General features: G+C 73.0%; 12 protein-coding genes and 1 pseudogene. 7 read left to right on the top strand and 6 right to left on the bottom strand.

Features of this window, described 5'->3' with window-relative positions:
• Positions 1 to 34 precede the first annotated feature (34 nt).
• Positions 35 to 649 (top strand): glycoside hydrolase family 25 protein, encoded by a 615-nt coding sequence (locus ACH54P_RS35430; RefSeq protein ID WP_489907650.1) that lies wholly within the window; start codon positions 35 to 37, stop codon positions 647 to 649.
• 31 nt (positions 650 to 680) lie between these two features.
• Complete coding sequence (locus tag ACH54P_RS35425; RefSeq protein ID WP_489907649.1) at positions 681 to 1,946, top strand: aminodeoxychorismate synthase component I; 1,266 nt, start codon at positions 681 to 683, stop codon at positions 1,944 to 1,946.
• On the opposite strand, the pseudogene ACH54P_RS35420 reads toward ACH54P_RS35425, so the two are convergent.
• A pseudogene (locus tag ACH54P_RS35420) lies at positions 1,923 to 2,878 on the bottom strand (quinone oxidoreductase family protein). The gene ACH54P_RS35425 and the pseudogene ACH54P_RS35420 overlap by 24 nt on opposite strands.
• A gap of 43 nt (positions 2,879 to 2,921) precedes the next feature.
• Here ACH54P_RS35420 and ACH54P_RS35415 point away from each other — a divergent pair.
• On the top strand, positions 2,922 to 3,455 hold the full coding sequence (locus tag ACH54P_RS35415) for a QsdR family transcriptional regulator (protein WP_489907648.1): 534 nt from the start codon (positions 2,922 to 2,924) through the stop codon (positions 3,453 to 3,455).
• A 214-nt stretch (positions 3,456 to 3,669) separates the two neighbouring features.
• On the opposite strand, the gene rsmI is transcribed toward ACH54P_RS35415, so the two are convergent.
• Positions 3,670 to 4,503 (bottom strand): 16S rRNA (cytidine(1402)-2'-O)-methyltransferase, encoded by an 834-nt coding sequence (gene rsmI, locus ACH54P_RS35410; RefSeq protein WP_489916822.1) that lies wholly within the window; start codon positions 4,501 to 4,503, stop codon positions 3,670 to 3,672.
• A gap of 80 nt (positions 4,504 to 4,583) precedes the next feature.
• On the opposite strand from rsmI, the gene ACH54P_RS35405 reads away from it, so the two are divergent.
• A complete protein-coding gene (locus ACH54P_RS35405) occupies positions 4,584 to 6,152 on the top strand; it encodes a dolichyl-phosphate-mannose--protein mannosyltransferase (RefSeq protein ID WP_489907647.1) in 1,569 nt (522 codons plus the stop codon).
• A 1-nt stretch (position 6,153) separates the two neighbouring features.
• Here the strand turns inward: ACH54P_RS35405 and ACH54P_RS35400 are convergent, their stop codons facing one another.
• Positions 6,154 to 6,867 (bottom strand): AraC family transcriptional regulator, encoded by a 714-nt coding sequence (locus tag ACH54P_RS35400; RefSeq protein ID WP_489916820.1) that lies wholly within the window; start codon positions 6,865 to 6,867, stop codon positions 6,154 to 6,156.
• 76 nt (positions 6,868 to 6,943) lie between these two features.
• Here ACH54P_RS35400 and ACH54P_RS35395 point away from each other — a divergent pair, with 76 nt between their 5' ends.
• Positions 6,944 to 7,513: a class I SAM-dependent methyltransferase gene (locus ACH54P_RS35395; RefSeq protein WP_489907646.1), complete on the top strand. Its 570-nt coding sequence runs from the start codon at positions 6,944 to 6,946 to the stop codon at positions 7,511 to 7,513.
• On the opposite strand, the gene ACH54P_RS35390 is transcribed toward ACH54P_RS35395, so the two are convergent.
• Complete coding sequence (locus ACH54P_RS35390) at positions 7,510 to 9,252, bottom strand: serine/threonine-protein kinase (protein WP_489907645.1); 1,743 nt, start codon at positions 9,250 to 9,252, stop codon at positions 7,510 to 7,512. The two genes, ACH54P_RS35395 and ACH54P_RS35390, sit on opposite strands and share 4 nt — an antisense overlap.
• A 185-nt stretch (positions 9,253 to 9,437) precedes the next feature.
• Between ACH54P_RS35390 and ACH54P_RS35385 the strand changes: the two genes are divergently transcribed.
• Both ACH54P_RS35385 and ACH54P_RS35380 read left to right on the top strand, forming a co-directional pair.
• On the top strand, positions 9,438 to 11,309 hold the full coding sequence (locus tag ACH54P_RS35385; protein WP_489907644.1) for a propionyl-CoA synthetase: 1,872 nt from the start codon (positions 9,438 to 9,440) through the stop codon (positions 11,307 to 11,309).
• Positions 11,310 to 11,374: 65 nt separating this feature from the next.
• Positions 11,375 to 12,940, top strand: coding sequence for a beta-N-acetylhexosaminidase (locus tag ACH54P_RS35380; protein WP_489907643.1), 1,566 nt, complete (start codon positions 11,375 to 11,377; stop codon positions 12,938 to 12,940).
• Positions 12,941 to 12,985: 45 nt separating this feature from the next.
• Here ACH54P_RS35380 and ACH54P_RS35375 read toward each other — a convergent pair whose 3' ends face one another.
• Positions 12,986 to 13,510, bottom strand: coding sequence for a hypothetical protein (locus tag ACH54P_RS35375; RefSeq protein ID WP_489907642.1), 525 nt, complete (start codon positions 13,508 to 13,510; stop codon positions 12,986 to 12,988).
• Positions 13,511 to 13,526: 16 nt separating this feature from the next.
• The gene (locus tag ACH54P_RS35370; RefSeq protein ID WP_489907641.1) at positions 13,527 to 17,024 is read right to left on the bottom strand and encodes an ALF repeat-containing protein; all 3,498 of its coding nucleotides are present in this window, start codon (positions 17,022 to 17,024) and stop codon (positions 13,527 to 13,529) included.
• Positions 17,025 to 17,072 lie beyond the last annotated feature (48 nt).

The raw sequence follows: 17,072 nt of genomic DNA, 5'->3' as shown, positions 1-17,072 counted from the left end.
TGTGCTCTCCACCGAGACGTGCCGGGGGCGGACCGTGACAGAGCCCGAGAGTGAGCTCGGCATCTCGCTGTCGCACCGCGAGCACGTGGCCGACTGGCGCGCCGTCCGCGCCGCGGAGACCCGGTTCGTGTCGGTGACGATCAGCGAGAACGTCAACTGGACCAGCTCCGCCGCGGAGCGGAACCTGACCGGCGCGCAGGAAGCCGGGCTGCACGTCGGCGGGCGGCACTACGCGCGGCCCGGCGCGGTCCACGACCAGGCCGAGCACTTCGTGCGGACGGCGAGCGGGCTCGGCGCGTTCGCCCCCGGGTCGCTGGCCCCCGCGCTGGAGGTGGCGGCGCCGAGCGTCGACGACCGGTTCATCAAGGCGTGGATCAAGCACGTCCGGCACGCGGCGCGCATCGAGCGGGTGCTGGTGTACGCCGACCACGACTGCTGGGCGCACCGGCTGCACCCGGACCGCTGGGCCGACAGCGAGGTCGTGCTGTGGCTGGTCCGCCACAACGGCATCCCCGGGCGGGCCGGCTGGTTCCACTCGCGGCTCGGCCTGCACCAGCACGCGTGCGCGCCGGACGTGCCGGGCATCGACGGGCCGGTCGAGCAGAACGCCGTCGTGTACCCGTTCACATTGGGCGACCTGCTCCTGTGAATCCGGCTCGCCGTGTGGTGACAATGTCGCCATGCGCGTGACGAGCAGGGCACTCCGGACGGACGTGACGCCGTCGCGCGCCCTGTCGGTGCTGGCCGCGCACGCCCGCTCGCGCGGCCTGCCGCCGCCGGCGATGCTCTCCGGCGACTGGTTCGGGTCACGGGCGGTGATCGCGCCGTCGCTTTCGGTCTCCCCCGGCGATCTTCCCGCGTTCGCCCCGGAGGTCACGGCCCCGCCCGGGGTGATCGGCGGCGGCTGGTTCGGGTACCTGGGGTACGACCTGGCGGATCCCTCCGGTCGCCGCGGCGCGCTGCCGGCTTCCGCGTGGGGCTGGGCGGACCACGTGCTGCGGTGGTCTTCGTCCGGCACCTGCCACCTGGAATCAGTGGACGGCGGCGGCCCCTCGGTGTCCACAATGGAGTCGCTGCTGGCCGCCCCGCCCCCGGACGACTCGTGGGCGGCCGGGCCGCTCCGGCGTCCGCTGCCCTCGGAGCACCGGGACGCGGTCAAGGCCTGCGTCCACGCGATCGAGGCCGGGGAGCTGTTCCAGGCGAACATCTGCGGCCGGTTCACGGGTTCGTTCTCGGGCTCCCCGGCCGCGCTGTTCGCCGCCGGGGTGTCCTCGTTGTCGCCCCGCCGCGCGGCCTTCCTGTCCGGCTCGTGGGGGTCGGTGGTCTCGTTCTCCCCGGAGCTGTTCCTCGCGCGGCACGGACGCGCGGTGCGCTCGACGCCGATCAAGGGGACGCTCCCCCGGCGCGGGCCCCACGACGACGGGAACGCCCTGCTGCTGCGTCAGTCCGCGAAGGACGTCGCGGAGAACGTGATGATCACCGACCTGGTGCGCAACGACCTGGGCCGGGTGTGCGAAGTCGGGTCGGTGACGGTGCCGTCGCTGCTGGAGGTGCGGCCCGCGCCCGGCGTCTGGCACCTGGATTCGACGGTGACAGGCGTGCTGCGCCCATCGGTTCCGGACGCTTCGCTGCTGGCGGCGACGTTCCCGCCCGGCTCGGTGACGGGGGCGCCGAAGATCCGCGCGCTGGACCTGATCGCGGAGCTGGAGAGCTGCGGCCGGGGTGTCTACACGGGCGCGATCGGGCTGGTTTCCCCGGCGGCGGGACTGGAGCTGAACGTGGCGATCCGGACGTTCGAGATCGCCGGCGGCTCGATCTCGCTCGGCGTCGGCGGCGGCATCACGGCGGATTCGGACCCGGAGGCGGAGTGGCAGGAGTGCCTCCACAAGGCGGCACCCCTGGAACACCTCCTGGCGAACCCGCTACTTGGCCGGGTCGAGCAGTAGCTTTCCGACGGTCTGGCGCGACCGGAGCGCCTCGTGCGCGCCCCGCGCGTCCGACAGCGCGTACTCGCCGCCCGGGATCGCCTTCAGCTTCCCGGCCAGCACGAGGTCGAACAGCTCGGTGAGCGCCGTGCCGAAGACGTCGCCCGGCAGGCGGAAGACGTGCGGCAGCCACATGCCGCTGATGGTCGTGCTGTGGCCGAGGAGGTTGCGCAGGTCGACGGGCTTCGGCTGCTCGCGGCCGGCCATGCCGTAGAACGCCAGCCTGCCGAACGGCGCGAGCGCGGCGATGCTCTGGTCGGTCGTCTTCCCGCCGACCATGTCGAGCACGACGTCGACGCGGCGGCCGTTGGCGTCGAGCAGCACCTCGGTCATGTCCTCCGCGCGGGAGTCGACCGCTACGTCGGCGCCGAGCTCGAGGGCGAGCGCGCGCTTCTCGTCGCTGCTCGCGGTGGCGATCACGCGGCCGGCGCCCAGGCCTTGGCCAGCTGCACCGCGACGGTTCCGACCCCGCCGGCGGCGGCGTGCACGACAACCGACTCGCCTTCGGCCAGGTGGGCGTTCCGGCGGAGCAGCACCCAGGCGGTCGTGCCCTGGACCAACATGGACAGCGCCGTGAGGTTGTCGATGCCGTCGGGCACGGGGAAGGTGGTCGCCTCGGGCGCGACGGCCTTCTCGGCGTACCCGCCCCCGCCGTTCAGCAGGGCGACGACGCGCTGGCCCGCCGTCGTCCGGCCGACGACCTCGCCGCCGGGGACGAGCGGCAGCTTGCTGGGCGCGAGGTAGCTGTTTTCGGCCTGGTGGGTGTCGGCGTAGTTGACCCCGATGCGTTCGACGTCGATGAGGACCTCGCCGGGACCGGCCACCGGGTCGGGCAGCTCGACCGGCGTGAGCACCTCGGGTCCGCCGAACTCGGTCACCTGCACTGCGCGCATGCTGCGTCCCTCTCTCCGTCGTGAGTGTGAGACATTCTGGCACATGTCTCACGAGTTCGAGCTGGCGCGCGAGTGGTTCCTGTCCGGCCGCCGGGTGGACATGGGCGAACTGGCCGAGAAGCTGTCGATCAGCCGCGCGACGCTGCACCGCCGGGTCGGCTCCCGCGACCGCCTGCTGGGCGAGATCCTGTGGTCCCTGTCTTCGGCGTCGATCGACCGGCTGTGGCCGTCGTGCGTGGGCCGCGGCGCGGCGGGGATCGCGGACTTCGTGAGCGGGTACGTCCGCTACGCGAACGACTCACCGCCATTTCGCGACTTCCTGCGCCGCGAGCCGGAGCGAGCCCTGCGGTTGCTGACGACCCGCGCGAGCGTCTGCCAGCAGCGGACGACGTCGAAGCTGGTTTCACTGCTCGAGGAGGAGGTGTCGGCGGGCCGGCTGGTGCCACCGCTGCCGGTACCGGACCTGGCCTACCTGCTGGTGCGGATCGGCGAGTCGTTCGTGTACACGGACGTGATCACCGGCGATGCCCCTGATGCGGCGAAGGCGCATGCCGCGGTGACGGCCCTACTCACCTGAGGCGGCGCGGAGCTCGGCGGCCTCGGCCCGGGCTGCGCGCGCTTCCGCCGCGGCCTGCTGGCGGTCTTCGGTGAAGAGCAGCAGCGGGGCAGCGCCTCGAGCGCCTCCGCGATCTCGACGCGCCAGGCCGCGAAGGCTTCCGTGCCGAGTTCTTCGGCGGGCTGAGCGGACCGCACTCGCCGCAGCTCCGCCAGGGCGGCTCGCAGCTCGGGTGTCACTTGCGCGCCGCGAGCACGGCGTCGTAAAGCTCCTTTTTGGACACCCCGGTCGCCTCGGCGACCTCCGCCGCCGCGGACTTCAGGCGCTCGCCCGATGCCACTCGGGCCGAAACCTCGTCCACCAGGTCGGCCACCGACACCGCGCGCGGCTCCGCCCCGGAAAGCACCACCGTGATCTCGCCGCGGACCCCCTCCGCGGCCCACGCAGCCAGCGACTCGAGAGACCCCCGCTTCACCTCTTCGTACGTCTTCGTCAGCTCGCGGCACACCGCGGCCTGGCGCTCGCCGCCCAGTACCGAAGCCGCGTCCGCCAGCAGCGACGCCAGCCGGTGCGGGGACTCGAAGAACACCGCCGTCCGGGGCTCGTTGCGCAACGACGTCAGCCACTTCGTGCGCTCGCCCGGCTTGCGCGGCGCGAAGCCCTCGAAACAGAACCGGTCACACGGCAAGCCGGACAAAGCGAGCGCCGTGGTCACCGCGGACGGTCCCGGCAAGCACGTCACCGGGATGTCCGCAGCGACGCACGCCGCCACCAGGCGGAAGCCGGGATCGGACACACTGGGCATTCCGGCGTCCGTCACCAGCACCACCGACTCGCCCGCGCGTAACGATTCGAGCAACCTGGGCAGGCGCGCCGTCTCGACGTCCTCGTAGAAGCTCACCACCCGGCCGCGCGGGGTCACCTCCAGCGCGGAAGCCAGCGAACGCAGGCGGCGCGTGTCTTCGGCCGCGATGACGTCGGCTTCCGTCAGCGCTTCGGCCAGGCGCGGCGAAGCGTCGCGGACGTCGCCGAGCGGGGTGGCGGCCAGGACGAGACGACCGGGAAGCACCGAGGAACTCACCCGGCCAGCCTAGGCTGATCAGCGGATCCCGACGACGCACGCCCCGCCGCGCCCGTAGGATCGCCCCCGTGACCGCCGTGCTGACCCGTCCCGACGACGAAAGCGTCCGGCCGGACCCGGTCGAGGCGCTCCGGCCGCCCACCGACCGCGAAGTGACCCTGCTCGGCCGCGGCATGCCGGCCGACCGCCTGCGCGGCTGGGTCGTGACGATCGTGCTGACCGTGATCGGCGGCGTCGTCCGGCTGCAGAACCTCGGCACGCCGACCGACAAGGGCAGCCCGGTCTTCGACGAGAAGCACTACGTGCCGCAGGCCTGGCAGGTGCTGCGCAACGGCGGCTACGAAGACAACTACGGCTACGAGCTGGTCGTCCACCCGCCGCTGGCGAAGCAGCTGATCGCGATCGGCGAGTGGCTGTTCGGGTACAACGGCTGGGGCTGGCGGATCATGCCCGCGCTGGCCGGCACGCTGATCGTGCTGCTGACCATCCGCATCGCCCGGCGGCTCACCCGCTCGACGCTGCTCGGCGGCATCGCGGGCATCCTGGTGATCAGCGACGGCGTGCTCCACCTGCAGTCGCGCATGGGCATGCTCGACATCTTCATCGCGCTGTTCGTGCTCGCCGCGTTCGCCTGCCTGCTCGTCGACCGCGACCAGGTGCGCGAGCGGCTCGCGACGGCGGTCCGCGAAGGCTGGGTCAACGAGTCCGAGTGGGGTCCCAAGCTCGGGTTCCGCTGGTGGCGGTTCGCGACCGGCCTGATGATCGGGCTCACCTTCGGCGTCAAGTGGTCGGCGCTGTACTACATCGTCGCGTTCGGGCTGCTGTGCGTCGCCTTCGACGTCGCGGCGCGGCGCGCGGCCGGCGTCGAACGGCCCTGGCTGGGCACGATCCGCCGGGACGTGCTGCCCGCGCTGTGGGCGATCCTGCTGATCCCGTTCGTGATGTACCTCGGCGCGTACTGGGCGTGGTTCGCCAGCGAAACCGCCACCGACCGGCACTACACCGAGATCAAGGACATCGCGCCGGGCGTCTGGTCGTGGGTGCCGCCGGCGCTGCGCTCGCTCGGCGACTACTCGGCGAACGTCCTGCACTTCCACGAAACGCTGGTCACGCCCAAGGACAGCCCGCACCCGTGGGAGTCGAAGCCGTGGACGTGGCCGATGGGCCTGCGTCCGATGCTGTACAGCTACGACGGCGACGTCACCGGCTGCGGCGAGGCCCGCTGCGTCAGCGCGACGATGCTGATCGGCACGCCGGCGATGTGGTGGCTGGCGATCCCGATGCTCGGCTGGGCGGCCTGGCGTTCGATCTTCCGCGCGGACTGGCGCTACGCGGCCGTCCTGGTCGGGTACCTCGGCGGGTACGTCTTCTGGTTCACCAACATCGACCGCCAGATGTACTTCTTCTACGCGACGCCGCTGGCCGCGTTCCTGGTGCTGGGGTTGACGTTGTGCCTGGGCCAGATCCTGGGCAGCGCCCGCCGCGGGTTCGAAAGACGCGGGACGGGCCTGCTCGTGGTGTCCCTGTACGTCGGCCTGGTGGTGGCGAACTTCGCCTGGCTCTGGCCGATCCTGAACGGCATCGCGATCACGAACGGCCAGTGGGAAGCCGAACGGTGGCTGCCGTCCTGGCAGTAGGTCAACCGGCGAAGTAGGCGCCCGGCGTGACGCCGACAGCGCGTCGGAAAGCCGCCACGAAGGCGCTCGCCGAGCTGTAGCCCACCCGGAACGCCACCGTCTCCAGCGGTACCCCCTGCGCCACCCACGGCAACGACGCGCGCAACCGCACCTGCGTGCGCCAGGTCCCGAACGGCATCCGGCACTCCCGCACGAAGATGCGCGCCAACGTGCGCTCGGCCGCACCGACGTCGCGGCCGAGCTCGGCGAGGCTTCGGGGATCCGCCGGGTTCGAAAGGAGGGCGGCTTCGACGTCGCGGGCTCGCGGGTCGGCCGGGGACGGCACCACGATCGGCACCACGTCGAGCGGCTCCAGCAGGTCGAACGCCACGGCTTCCGCGCGCAGCCGCGCCTCCGGCGTGACGCCGTCGCCGGTCAGGTACTCCAGCAGCTCGCGCAGCAGCGGGCGGACGACGACCACCCGCGGCGACGACCATGACACCGGGGACCGCGACGGCTCGGCGTAGATGCCGCGCAGGGCCGCCCGGCCGAGGGCGCCCGTGCGGTGCTGGACCCCGGCGGGCAGCCACAGCGCCCGCGTCGGCGGGAGCACCCAGCCCGCGTCGCCGGCTTTCACCGCGACGACCCCGCGCGCGGACCAGACCAGCTGGTGCACCGGGTGCTCGTGCCAGGGGAACCAGGTGCCGGCGGGCAGGTCGACCTCGCCGATCAACATGGCTTGGCTGTTTCGCGACATCGGTTGGCAGGCTATCGGCTACCGGCCACCCGCGCGCCGAAATAGGGTCGGACGCATGCCGATGAACCTCATCCACCGCAGGATCTGCAGCTCGGAGAAGTGGGCGACCACCGTCGAGGAACGCCTGACGCCGTGGCTGGAGCGGCGCGACCTCGGTGACGACGTCCTCGAGATCGGACCCGGGTTCGGCGCCACGACGAAGGTGCTGCTCGACGCGGTCCCGAAGCTGACGGTGCTGGAGATCGACCACGCGTCGAGCGAGCTGCTGCGGGCCGAGTACGGCGACCGCGCCGAGGTCGTGGAGGGCAGCGGCGCGGAGATGCCTTTCGAAGAGAACCGCTTCTCCGCCGTCGTCTGCTTCACGATGCTGCACCACGTCCCGACCGCGCAGCTGCAGGACGCGATCTTCGCCGAGGCCGCCCGCGTCCTGCGCCCGGGCGGCACGTACTGCGGCAGCGACGGCCAGCTCAACCTGCGGTTCCGGCTCCTGCACATCGGCGACACGATGAACGTCGTCGACGCGGCCACGCTGCCGGCGCGGCTCGAGCAGGCGGGCTTCGAGCAGGTCGACGTCGAGCTGCGGCCGAAGGAGCTGCTGACCTTCTCGGCCGTCAAGCCGGGTTAGCGGTGGGGCTGGCGGGGCACGACCCGGGTGACCGGGCCATCAGCCGACTTGCCGGCCCGCGACAGCCAGCCCTCGACCTCGCGGCGCACCGCGTTGAGCGTCGGACGGCGGCGCGGCTCGGGGTCCAGGGACGCCGCCAGCAACCGGGCGTGCGCGCTGCGCTGGGGCAGCCGGGACACCGGTTCGGCGCGGGCCGCGGCCATCAGGGCCGCCATCGGCGTCTCGCGGGTGCCGCGCGGCGGCTGGCCGGACAGCGCGTAGCTGATCGTCGCCGCCAGCTGCCAGGCGTCCGACGCCGGTGAGGCCGTCGCGCCCATCGCCTGCTCGGGCGCGACGAAGTCGGGCGTGCCGATCATCATCCCGGTCGCCGTCATCTTCGAGTCGCCCTGGCTGCGGGCGATGCCGAAGTCGATCAGGTGGGCCAGGCCGCTCGGGTCGAGGACGATGTTCGACGGCTTGATGTCACGGTGCAGGACACCCTTCTCGTGCGCCGCCGCGAGCGCGCCCGCCATCGTCGCCCACAGGCGGCCGGCGGCGACGTCGTCGAGCGGGCCCTGGCCGTCGACCAGCTCGGCCAGCGGCCGGCCTTCGAGGTACTCCATGACGAGCGCGAGCCCGTCCGGCTCCTCGGCCAGGTCGTACACCTTGACGCAGTTGGGGTGGCTGACCACGGCGAGCGCGCGGGCCTCGCGCTGCATGCGCTCGGCGGTGTCCCGGTCCGGCGCGTGCGCGATCTTCAGCGCGACCGTGCGGTTGAGCTGGGTGTCGACGGCCTGCCAGACCGTGCCGAACCCACCCGCGCCGAGCTGCTTGACGCGGCGGTAGCGGCTGCCGCCGGCGTTGCGCGAGCCGGGCGGCGGCGGGACCGGGCCGGGGGCCGCGGCCAGCGCGCCGGCCATCGGCGGGGGCTCGGGCGCGGACGCCAGCGCGGTCTTCGGGTACGGCTTGTTGACCGGCGGGGGCGGAGGCGGCGGCGGGGTCGGGCGCGGCTGGACCTGCGACGGCGGCGGCCGGTACGGCTCGGGCTCGCGGCGCGGCGGCGCGTCGGGCCGGTTGATCACCGACCACGGCGGCGGCCCGACCATCGCGACCGGGATCAGGCCCAGCACGCTGAACGGCAGGAAGCCGAGCCAGAAGTGGAGCGCGGTGTTCGCCTCCATGCCGACGCTGAACACGATCATCGCGGCGAACGGGATCCAGAAGAACCGCGACGGCCACTTCGGGCCGCGGCGGAAGGCCGTGCGGCCCTGCAGCATCACGAACAGCAGCGAACCGGCCGGCAGCACGACGAACGCCAGCAGGTACACGAAGAACGGCATGTCCTTGCCGCTCTGCGAGAACAGCACGTCGAAGACGGTCTGGCCGCCGCCGAGGTACTCGCGCTGGTTGTCCACCCAGCAACCCCCGCCGCTGTTCAGCGTCGAGAGCTCGGTCGCGGACAGCCCGGTCTTCTCCTTGCGGTAGGCCGCCTGGAAGACCCCCGACACGCCGATGGCCAGCAGCCACGGCAGCACCAGCGTGCTGAAGAGGCCGATCGCGCCGAAGACGGACAACGTCGTGGCGTCGTAGCGGTTGCCCGTGCCCTTCCGGATGATCGACACCGCCAGCGCGCCGATCGGCGGGAGCAGCGCGACGAGCGCGCCGGCCGCACTCGTGGCCCAGACCCAGTCGCCGGGGCAGAAGCCCGGGCCGAACAAGGAATGGGCTAGCGAGAGCAACGCGCTCGCGAGTCCGTTCACCGCCGGGCTCCCCTCACTGTCCGTGTTCTCTTCGTACCGCCGCGCGGCTTTTCCCCGCGGTCCAGCTTAGGACGCTCCCGGCCGCGTTGAGGTTGCCGGGTCTTCAGGGTGCCTGGAATCGGGCGCGCCCGCCGCTCCCGCGCCATGATGGGTCCGGCGGGACGTTCGACGCGAAGGAGCGGGGAATGGGCGCGTACGCGGAGGCCTACCGGCGGAGCCTGGCCGAGCCGGACGCGTTTTGGCTGGAAGCGGCCAGGACGATCAGCTGGACGAAGCCGCCCGAGCGGGCCCTGGACGGCTCGAACCCGCCCTTCTACCGGTGGTTCCCGGACGCCGAGCTGAACACCTCCTACAACGCGCTCGACCGGCACGTCGAGGCCGGCCGCGGCGGCCAGGACGCACTGATCTGGGACTCTCCCGTGACCGGACGGCAACGCACCTACACCTACGAGGAGCTGCGAGACACGGTCGCGCGCTTCGCCGGCGCGCTCAGCTCGCTGGGGGTCACGAAGGGTGACCGGGTGATCGTCTACCTGCCGATGGTGCCGGAGGCCGCGATCGCGATGCTGGCCTGCGCGCGGATCGGCGCGGTGCACTCGGTCGTCTTCGGCGGGTTCGCGCCGAAGGAGCTGGCCGCGCGGATCGAGGACGCCAAGCCCAAGGTGATCCTGGCGGCGTCCTGCGGCATCGAGCCGACACGGGTGGTCGAGTACAAGCCGATCATCGAAGCCGCGCTCGGGATGACCGAACACCAGCCCGACCACGTCGTCGTGCTGCAGCGCGAGCAGGCCCCCGCCGAGCTGACCGCCCGCGACGTCGACTGGCGCGACCTCGCGGTGGGCGCCATCCCGGCCGACCCGGTGCCGGTCGCGGCCACCGACCCGCTGTACATCCTCTACACCTCCGGGACCACCGGGAAGCCGAAGGGCGTCGTGCGCGACACCGGCGGCCACGCGGTGGCGCTGGCCTGGTCGATGGACGCGGTCTACGACGTCCACGCCGGCGACGTCTGGTGGACGGCGTCCGACGTCGGCTGGGTTGTCGGGCACTCCTACATCGTGTACGCGCCGCTGCTGGTCGGGGCGACCACGGTGCTCTACGAGGGCAAGCCCGTCGGCACCCCGGACGCGGGCGCGTTCTGGCGGGTCATCGCCGAGCACGGCGTCCAGGCGCTGTTCACGGCGCCGACCGCGCTGCGGGCCATCAAGAAGGTCGACCCCGACGCCCGCGAGCTGGAGAAACACGACCTCAAGGAGTTCCGGACGCTGTTCATGGCCGGCGAGCGGCTCGACCCGGAGACCTACCACTGGGCGCGCGAGAAGCTCGGCACGCCGGTGGTCGACCACTGGTGGCAGACCGAGACGGGCTGGCCGATCGCGGCCAACCCGCGCGGCCTCGAGCCGATGGAGGTCAAGGCCGGGTCCGCGACCAAGCCCGTCCCCGGCTGGGACGTCCGCATCCTCGACCAGGCGGGAGAGGAGCTGCCGGCCGGACGCGAAGGCGCCATCACGGTGAAGCTGCCGCTGCCGCCGGGGTCGCTGCCGACGCTGTGGGGCGACGACGAGCGCTACCGCGAGGCCTACCTCTCCCGCTACGAGGGCTACTACCTCACCGGGGACTCGGGGTACTTCGACGAGGACGGCTACCTGTTCGTCATGGGCCGCACCGACGACGTCATCAACGTCGCCGGGCACCGGCTGTCCACCGGGTCGATGGAGGCCGTGCTGGCCGCGCACCCGGCGGTCGCCGAGTGCGCCGTCATCGGCGTCGCCGACCAGCTCAAGGGCCAGCTGCCGCGCGGGTTCGTCGTGCTGAAGGCGGGCGCGGACATCACCGAGGACCGGCTGCGCGACGAACTGGTGGCCATGGTCCGGCGGGACATCGGGCCGGTCGCCGCGTTCCGCGACGTGTCCATTGTGGACGCCCTGCCGAAGACGCGGTCGGGGAAGATCCTGCGCAAGACCATGCGCGCGATCGCCGACGGCCGCGACGAACCGGTGCCGTCGACGATCGAGGACCCCAGCGTGCTGGACGCCATCCGCCAGGCCCTTCGTTAAGTACTGTTCCAAATGCCCCGGCTGGTCTGTACCTTTGCAGGGAGTCCCCGACCGGAGGTGCCCTGATGCGCTTGTCCAGAGCCGTCCTGACCACGGCGATCGTGAGTCTCACGGCCGTCGGCCTGCCCGCCGCCGCGGCGGCTTCCCCGGCCGCCCCGGAACGCAGCGTGACCGACGTCGTCCCGGCCCCCGTCTCGGCGAAGGCCGATCCGAAGGCGGGCTTCAAGCTCACGCCGTTCACCGTCATCAGCGCCGGCCGCGGCGCCGGCCAGGTCGCGGACTACCTGCGCGGCCTGCTCCGCCCGGCCACCGGCTACCCGCTGCCGGTCGTGCCGCACGCCGCAGGCCTGCCGGCGATCTCGCTGGAGCTGGGCCACGACTCGCGGATCGGCACCGAGGGTTACGAGCTGAAGGTCGCGCGCGACGGCGTCTCGCTGAAGGCCAACACCGCGGACGGGCTCTTCGAAGGCGTGCAGTCGCTGCGGCAGCTGCTGCCGTCCGCGATCGACGCGAAGCGCGTGCAGCACCGGACGTGGACCGTCGCCGGTGGCACGATCCTCGACTACCCGCGCTTCGGCGAGCGCGGCGCGATGCTCGACGTCGCCCGGCACTTCTTCCGGCCGGACCAGGTCAAGCTGTACATCGACCAGATCGCCCAGTACAAGGTCAACACCCTGCACCTGCACCTGGCCGACGACCAGGGCTGGCGCATCGAGATCAAGAGCTGGCCGAAGCTCGCGACGGTCGGCGGCAAGACCGCCGTCGACGGCGACCCCGGCGGCTACTACACGCAGGCGCAGTACAAGGACATCGTCGCGTACGCGGCTTCGCGGCACATCACCGTGATCCCGGAGATCGACATGCCGGGCCACACGAACGCGGCGCAGTCGACGTACGCGGAGCTGAACTGCGACGGCAAGGCCGTCCCGGTGCGCACGGACACGGAGGTCGGCTACAGCTCGCTGTGCATCTCCTCGCCGATCACGTACAAGTTCGTCGAGGACGTCGTGCGCGAGCTGGCGGCCCTCACCCCCGGCCCGTACCTGCACATCGGCGGCGACGAGGCGCACTCGACCCCGCCGGCGGACTACCTCGCGTTCGAGCAGAGGGTGCAGCCGATCGTCGCCAAGTACGGCAAGAAGGTCACCGGCTGGCACGAGATCGCGAAGTCGGACCCGCCCGCGTCGGCCGTCCCGCAGTACTGGGACTTCGGCGGCGACAACCCGAGCGTCGCGGCCGCCGCGGCGCGCGGCAGCAAGATCCTCATGTCGCCGGCGAACTACGCGTACCTGGACATGAAGTACAACCCCTCGACGCCGCTGGGCCAGGACTGGGCCGCGCTGATCGAGGTTCGCGACGGTTACGACTGGGACCCGGCGTCGCTGGTGACCGGCGTCGGCGAGAAGCAGGTCGCGGGTGTCGAGGCGCCGCTGTGGACCGAGACGATCCGGACCAGCGACGACATCGAGTACATGGCGTTCCCGCGGCTGCCGGGGATCGCGGAGATCGGCTGGTCGCCGAAGTCGACCCACGACTGGGACGCCTACCGCGCGCGGCTGGCGAAGCAGAGCCCGCGCTGGGTAGCTCAGGGCATCGACTTCTACCGCAGCCCGCAGGTCGACTGGAAGTGACGGCCCCGGTGCGGGCCACCTCCGCGGAGGCGGCCCGCACCGCGGTCAGCCCAGGGTCACGCTGCGGAGGTAGACGACTTCCCGGTCGGGCCCCGGCTTGACGAGCACCTTGAACGTCGACCACCGGTTCGGCGCGTGGAAGGTGTCATACGTGTCGTACCGGACGTTCCGGTCGAGCACCCACCCGAACTGCCGCATCTCCTCCGCGTCGAACGGCGGGTCGTACGGCCCGACCGTCTTTCCGCCGATGGTCCCGGAACCGGCATGCGGCCAGTGGCCCTGCGGGTCGGCGGGGTCGACGCCGTACTGCTTCAGATAACCGTCCACACAGGACTTGGGTGCGGTGAAGGTGACCGCCAGCCGGTCGGTGAGCGGCGGCTGGACGTCGAAGCGGAAGCCCTCGACCGGGCACGACGGGAGTGAGATCCGGTACCGCGCCGCGGCGTCCTCCCAGCTCACCCCGCTTTCGCTGCCCGGGTAGGCCCGCGGGTCGGGCTCCTTGCCGCAGCCGGCCAGCACGGCGGCCGCGGCAAGGAGCCCGAAGACGGCCGTCAGCGGCCGTGCGCGCATCGTTCTCCTCGCGGATTCATCGGTGCCCCGGAAGGTCGAGGTTCTGGTTCGTGCTGCCCTGCACGGTGAAGTCCCGCGCGAGGCCCACGGTGGGCATCTGCGCCAGGTCCTTCACATTGTAGTCAACGCCGTGCACCTCGATCGGCGGCTTGTCGGGGTCGAAGTTGTACGCCTTCTTCAGGTCCACGCGGTAGCCACCGGTCAGCTGCACCGTCCCGTCGCCGGTCACCCGGGCGGTGAGGTCGCCGGTGAGCCGGTATTCGAACGAGTGCAACGCGAAGATGTGGTCGGACACCTGGGTGAACTGCCCGCCGAGCCAGTTCGTGTCCAGCTTCAGCGCACAAGTCGTCCCGACCGGTCCGGTGCACTTGGCCGCGGCCTGATCGGCGTATTTCCGCAGCTTGTCGTCGAGGGCACCCTGCCACTGCGGATCGCTGTAGAAGTTCGCCATCTGGTCGGCACTGAGGACGTAGTCCTTGCCGCTCGCCTTGGCCCAGTGGTCGAACAGGGCACAGGTGATCGGCCGGTTGTGGCAGACGAACAACGCGGCCGCACCCTGTTCCATGGTGAGCATGTTGATGTAGTCCTGCAGCCCGACCCGCTCCCACGGCGTCGGCTCGTGGTAGGCCGGGTGACCCGCCTCGTCGTCGCTGTAGGGGTGCCCGTCGGGATCGGTCATGTCCGGGCGGCTGCCGCCCGCGGCCTCGGCGATCTCCCGCAGGTACAGGTCGATCGCCCGCTGGAAGGCGTCGGCCGCGGCCTGCACGGCCTGGTCACGGCTGAGGTTGGCGTCCGCGGCCTTCTGGGCCGCGTCGGCGGCGGCCGTGCGGGCGTCGGCGGCCGACGCCGCGGCGTCCGAAGCGGACGCCTGGGCCTGGTTCGCGGACTTCTGCGCCGACTGCGCGGCCTGCTGCGCCGCGGCTTCGGCCTGCTTGGCCTGGTTCGCCGACTGCACCGCCGCGTCCGCGGACGCCTTGGCGTCCTGAGCCGACGCCGCGGCCTGCGCCGCGTAGGTCTTGGCCAGCTCCGCGGAATCCTTGGCCTGCTGGGCGTAGCGGGCCGCGTCGTCGGCCGCGCCACGGGCCGTCGCGGCGGCCTGGGCCGCCTCGGCCGCGTTCTTCCGGGCCAGCGCCGCGGACTGGGCGGCGTCGGCGACGTACCCGGCGACCTCGGCGCGGTGGGTGGCGGTCAGCGCGTCCCGCTGCCGCGCCCGGTACAGCCCGGACTCCAGGAACGTCCGGACGACGCTCGCCGGCCCGGCCAGCGCGGCCCGCGCCGAGGCGCGGACCTCCGGCCCGCCGGTGGAGACGGCCTGCGTGGCCAGCACCCGGTCGTCGGCCTCGCGGGCGGTGTACTGCCCGGTGCGCAGGAACGCACGGACGTCGTCGGCGGTGCCGTCGAGGGCCTTGCGCCCCGCGGCCTGCACGCCCGGCCCGCCCGCGGCGACGATCTGGGTGGCGAGCACCCGGTCGTCGGTCTCGCTGCCGGGGTACCGGCGGTTGCGGAGGAAGTCCTGCACCTGGGCGTCCGTGCCGACCATCGCGGCCTGCGCGGTCGTCACCTCGGCGGGGTGCGTCGTGGACGCCGCGATCGCCGCGACGCTGGCCCGGTCGTCCTGGTGCGCGGTGGCCGGCTGGACGGTGGTGACGAACCCGCGGACGTCGAAGTCGTCCCCGATCAGCGCGGTTTCCGCGGCGGCGCGGGTGAACGGGCCGCCGAGCTTGAGCAGGCCCGCCGCGGCCTTGCGGCCGTTGCGGAGCACGACGGCCGGGTCGGCGCCGGGTGCGCGGGCTTCGGTGAGCAGGCGCTGGGTTTCGGCGTCGAGCTTGGCTTCTTCGCCGGCGGTCCAGGTGGCGTCCGCCTGCGCGTTGGCTTCTTCGTCCTTCGCGGCCTCGGCGTCCGAGGTGTCCTGGGCTTCCTGCTGGGCCAGCCGCTCTTCGTCGGCCTTGCGCGCGGTCTCGGCGACGGACGCGGCGGTGTCGGCCGCGGTCTTCGCGTCGTTCGCGGCGTTGTCCGCCTCGCGGGCGGCGGCTTCGGCCCGTTCGGCCGCGTGCGCGGCTTCCCCGGCGTGTGCCGCGGCTTCGTCGGCGGCGGTGGCCGCCGCGTCGGCGTGCGCGGCCGCCGAATCCGCGGCCGCGGCTGCCTGGTTGGCCGCGCCGACCGCTTCGTTCGCCAGCGTGGTCGCGGCGTTCGCCGCGCGGGTCGCCTCGGCGGCCTGCCGCTTCGCCTGCTGGGCCGCGCGCCGTGCCCGGTCGGCCTGCGCACCCGCCTGCTCGGCGAACCCGCCGGCGGCGTCCGCGGCGTCACCGGCAGCGGCGGCGTGCTGACCGGCCGACGCGGCGGCGCTGGCGGCACCGGCCGCGGCGAGGGCCGCGTCCACCGCACCGCGGGCGGCGTCGGCCGCCCGGCGGGCGTTCAGCGCGACCCCGCGAGCGTCGATCGCGGCCTGCCGGGCCCGGTCCGCCTGACCCGCGTCGGTGGCCGCCGCGGCGGCCGCGTTGCGCGCGTTGGTCGCCGCCTGGCCGGCCTGCACGGCCGCGGTGGCGGCCTGGGACGCCGCGCTCGCCGCGATCCGCGCCGATTCGGTCGCCGCGGACGCCGCCCGGATCGCCGTCTTGGCGGCATCCGCGGCGCGCCTCGCCGCGTCCGCCGCCCGGCCGGCCGCGGCCGCGGCGAGCTGGGAGTCGTTGCGGGCCGCTTCGGTCTCCTGCGCCGCGCGCTGCGCCGCCTGCTTGGCGAGCTCCGCGGCCTGCACGGCCTGGGCGGCGGCCTCCTTCGCGGCTTCCGTCTGGGCCGCGGCCCGCGTCTGCGCGTCCGAGGCGAGGTCCGCGAGCTGCGACACGGTCAGGGTTTCGTGGTCCTGCGCGACCGCCACCGGGTAGCCGGCGGTGAGGAACCGCGAGATGTCTTCGGCGGTCCCGTCCAGCGCGATCTGCGCGGCCCGCTTGACCTGGGGACCGCCCGCCGCCATCAGCTGGGTGACGCGCACGCGGTCGTCCCCGGCCTGCGCCCGCGCCCGGCCGGTGCTGAGGAATTCGCGCTGCTGTTCCGGGGTGCCGTCGAGGGCCGTCTGGGCGGCGCGCTTGACGCCGGGGCCGCCGGTGGCCAGCGCCTGCGTGACCTGCACGCGGAGGTCGTCGAGGCTGGGCTGCTGCCAGCCGGTGTCGAGGAAGGCCTGCATCTGGGGGACGGTGCCGCCGGCCGCGGTCTGCGCGGCGCGGCGCAGCCCCGGGCCGGCCCGGGAGACGAGCTGCGAGATGCGCACGCGCAGGTCCTGCTCGGACGCGACGGCGAGCCCGGTGGTCAGGAAGGCGTGCACGTCGGCGTCGGAGCCGGTGAGGGCCCGCTCGGCGGCGGCCTGGACACCCGGTCCGCCCGTCTTGAGCTGTTCGAGGGCCTGGCACCGCTCGGTCGGCGGTGCCGGTTCGGCGGCGGCCGCGGGCAACGCGGTGACCCCGGACAGGAACCCCACCGCGGCGAGCACCACGGCCATGGATCTGCGGACGGATTTCATCTCGTCTCCCCCTGGGCACGACGAAATCGCGGGACCGGCCGGGCCGGA

This window comes from Amycolatopsis sp. N2S4-7 (assembly GCF_058119595.1).
This window is presented reverse-complemented; position numbering and strand designations above follow the sequence as displayed.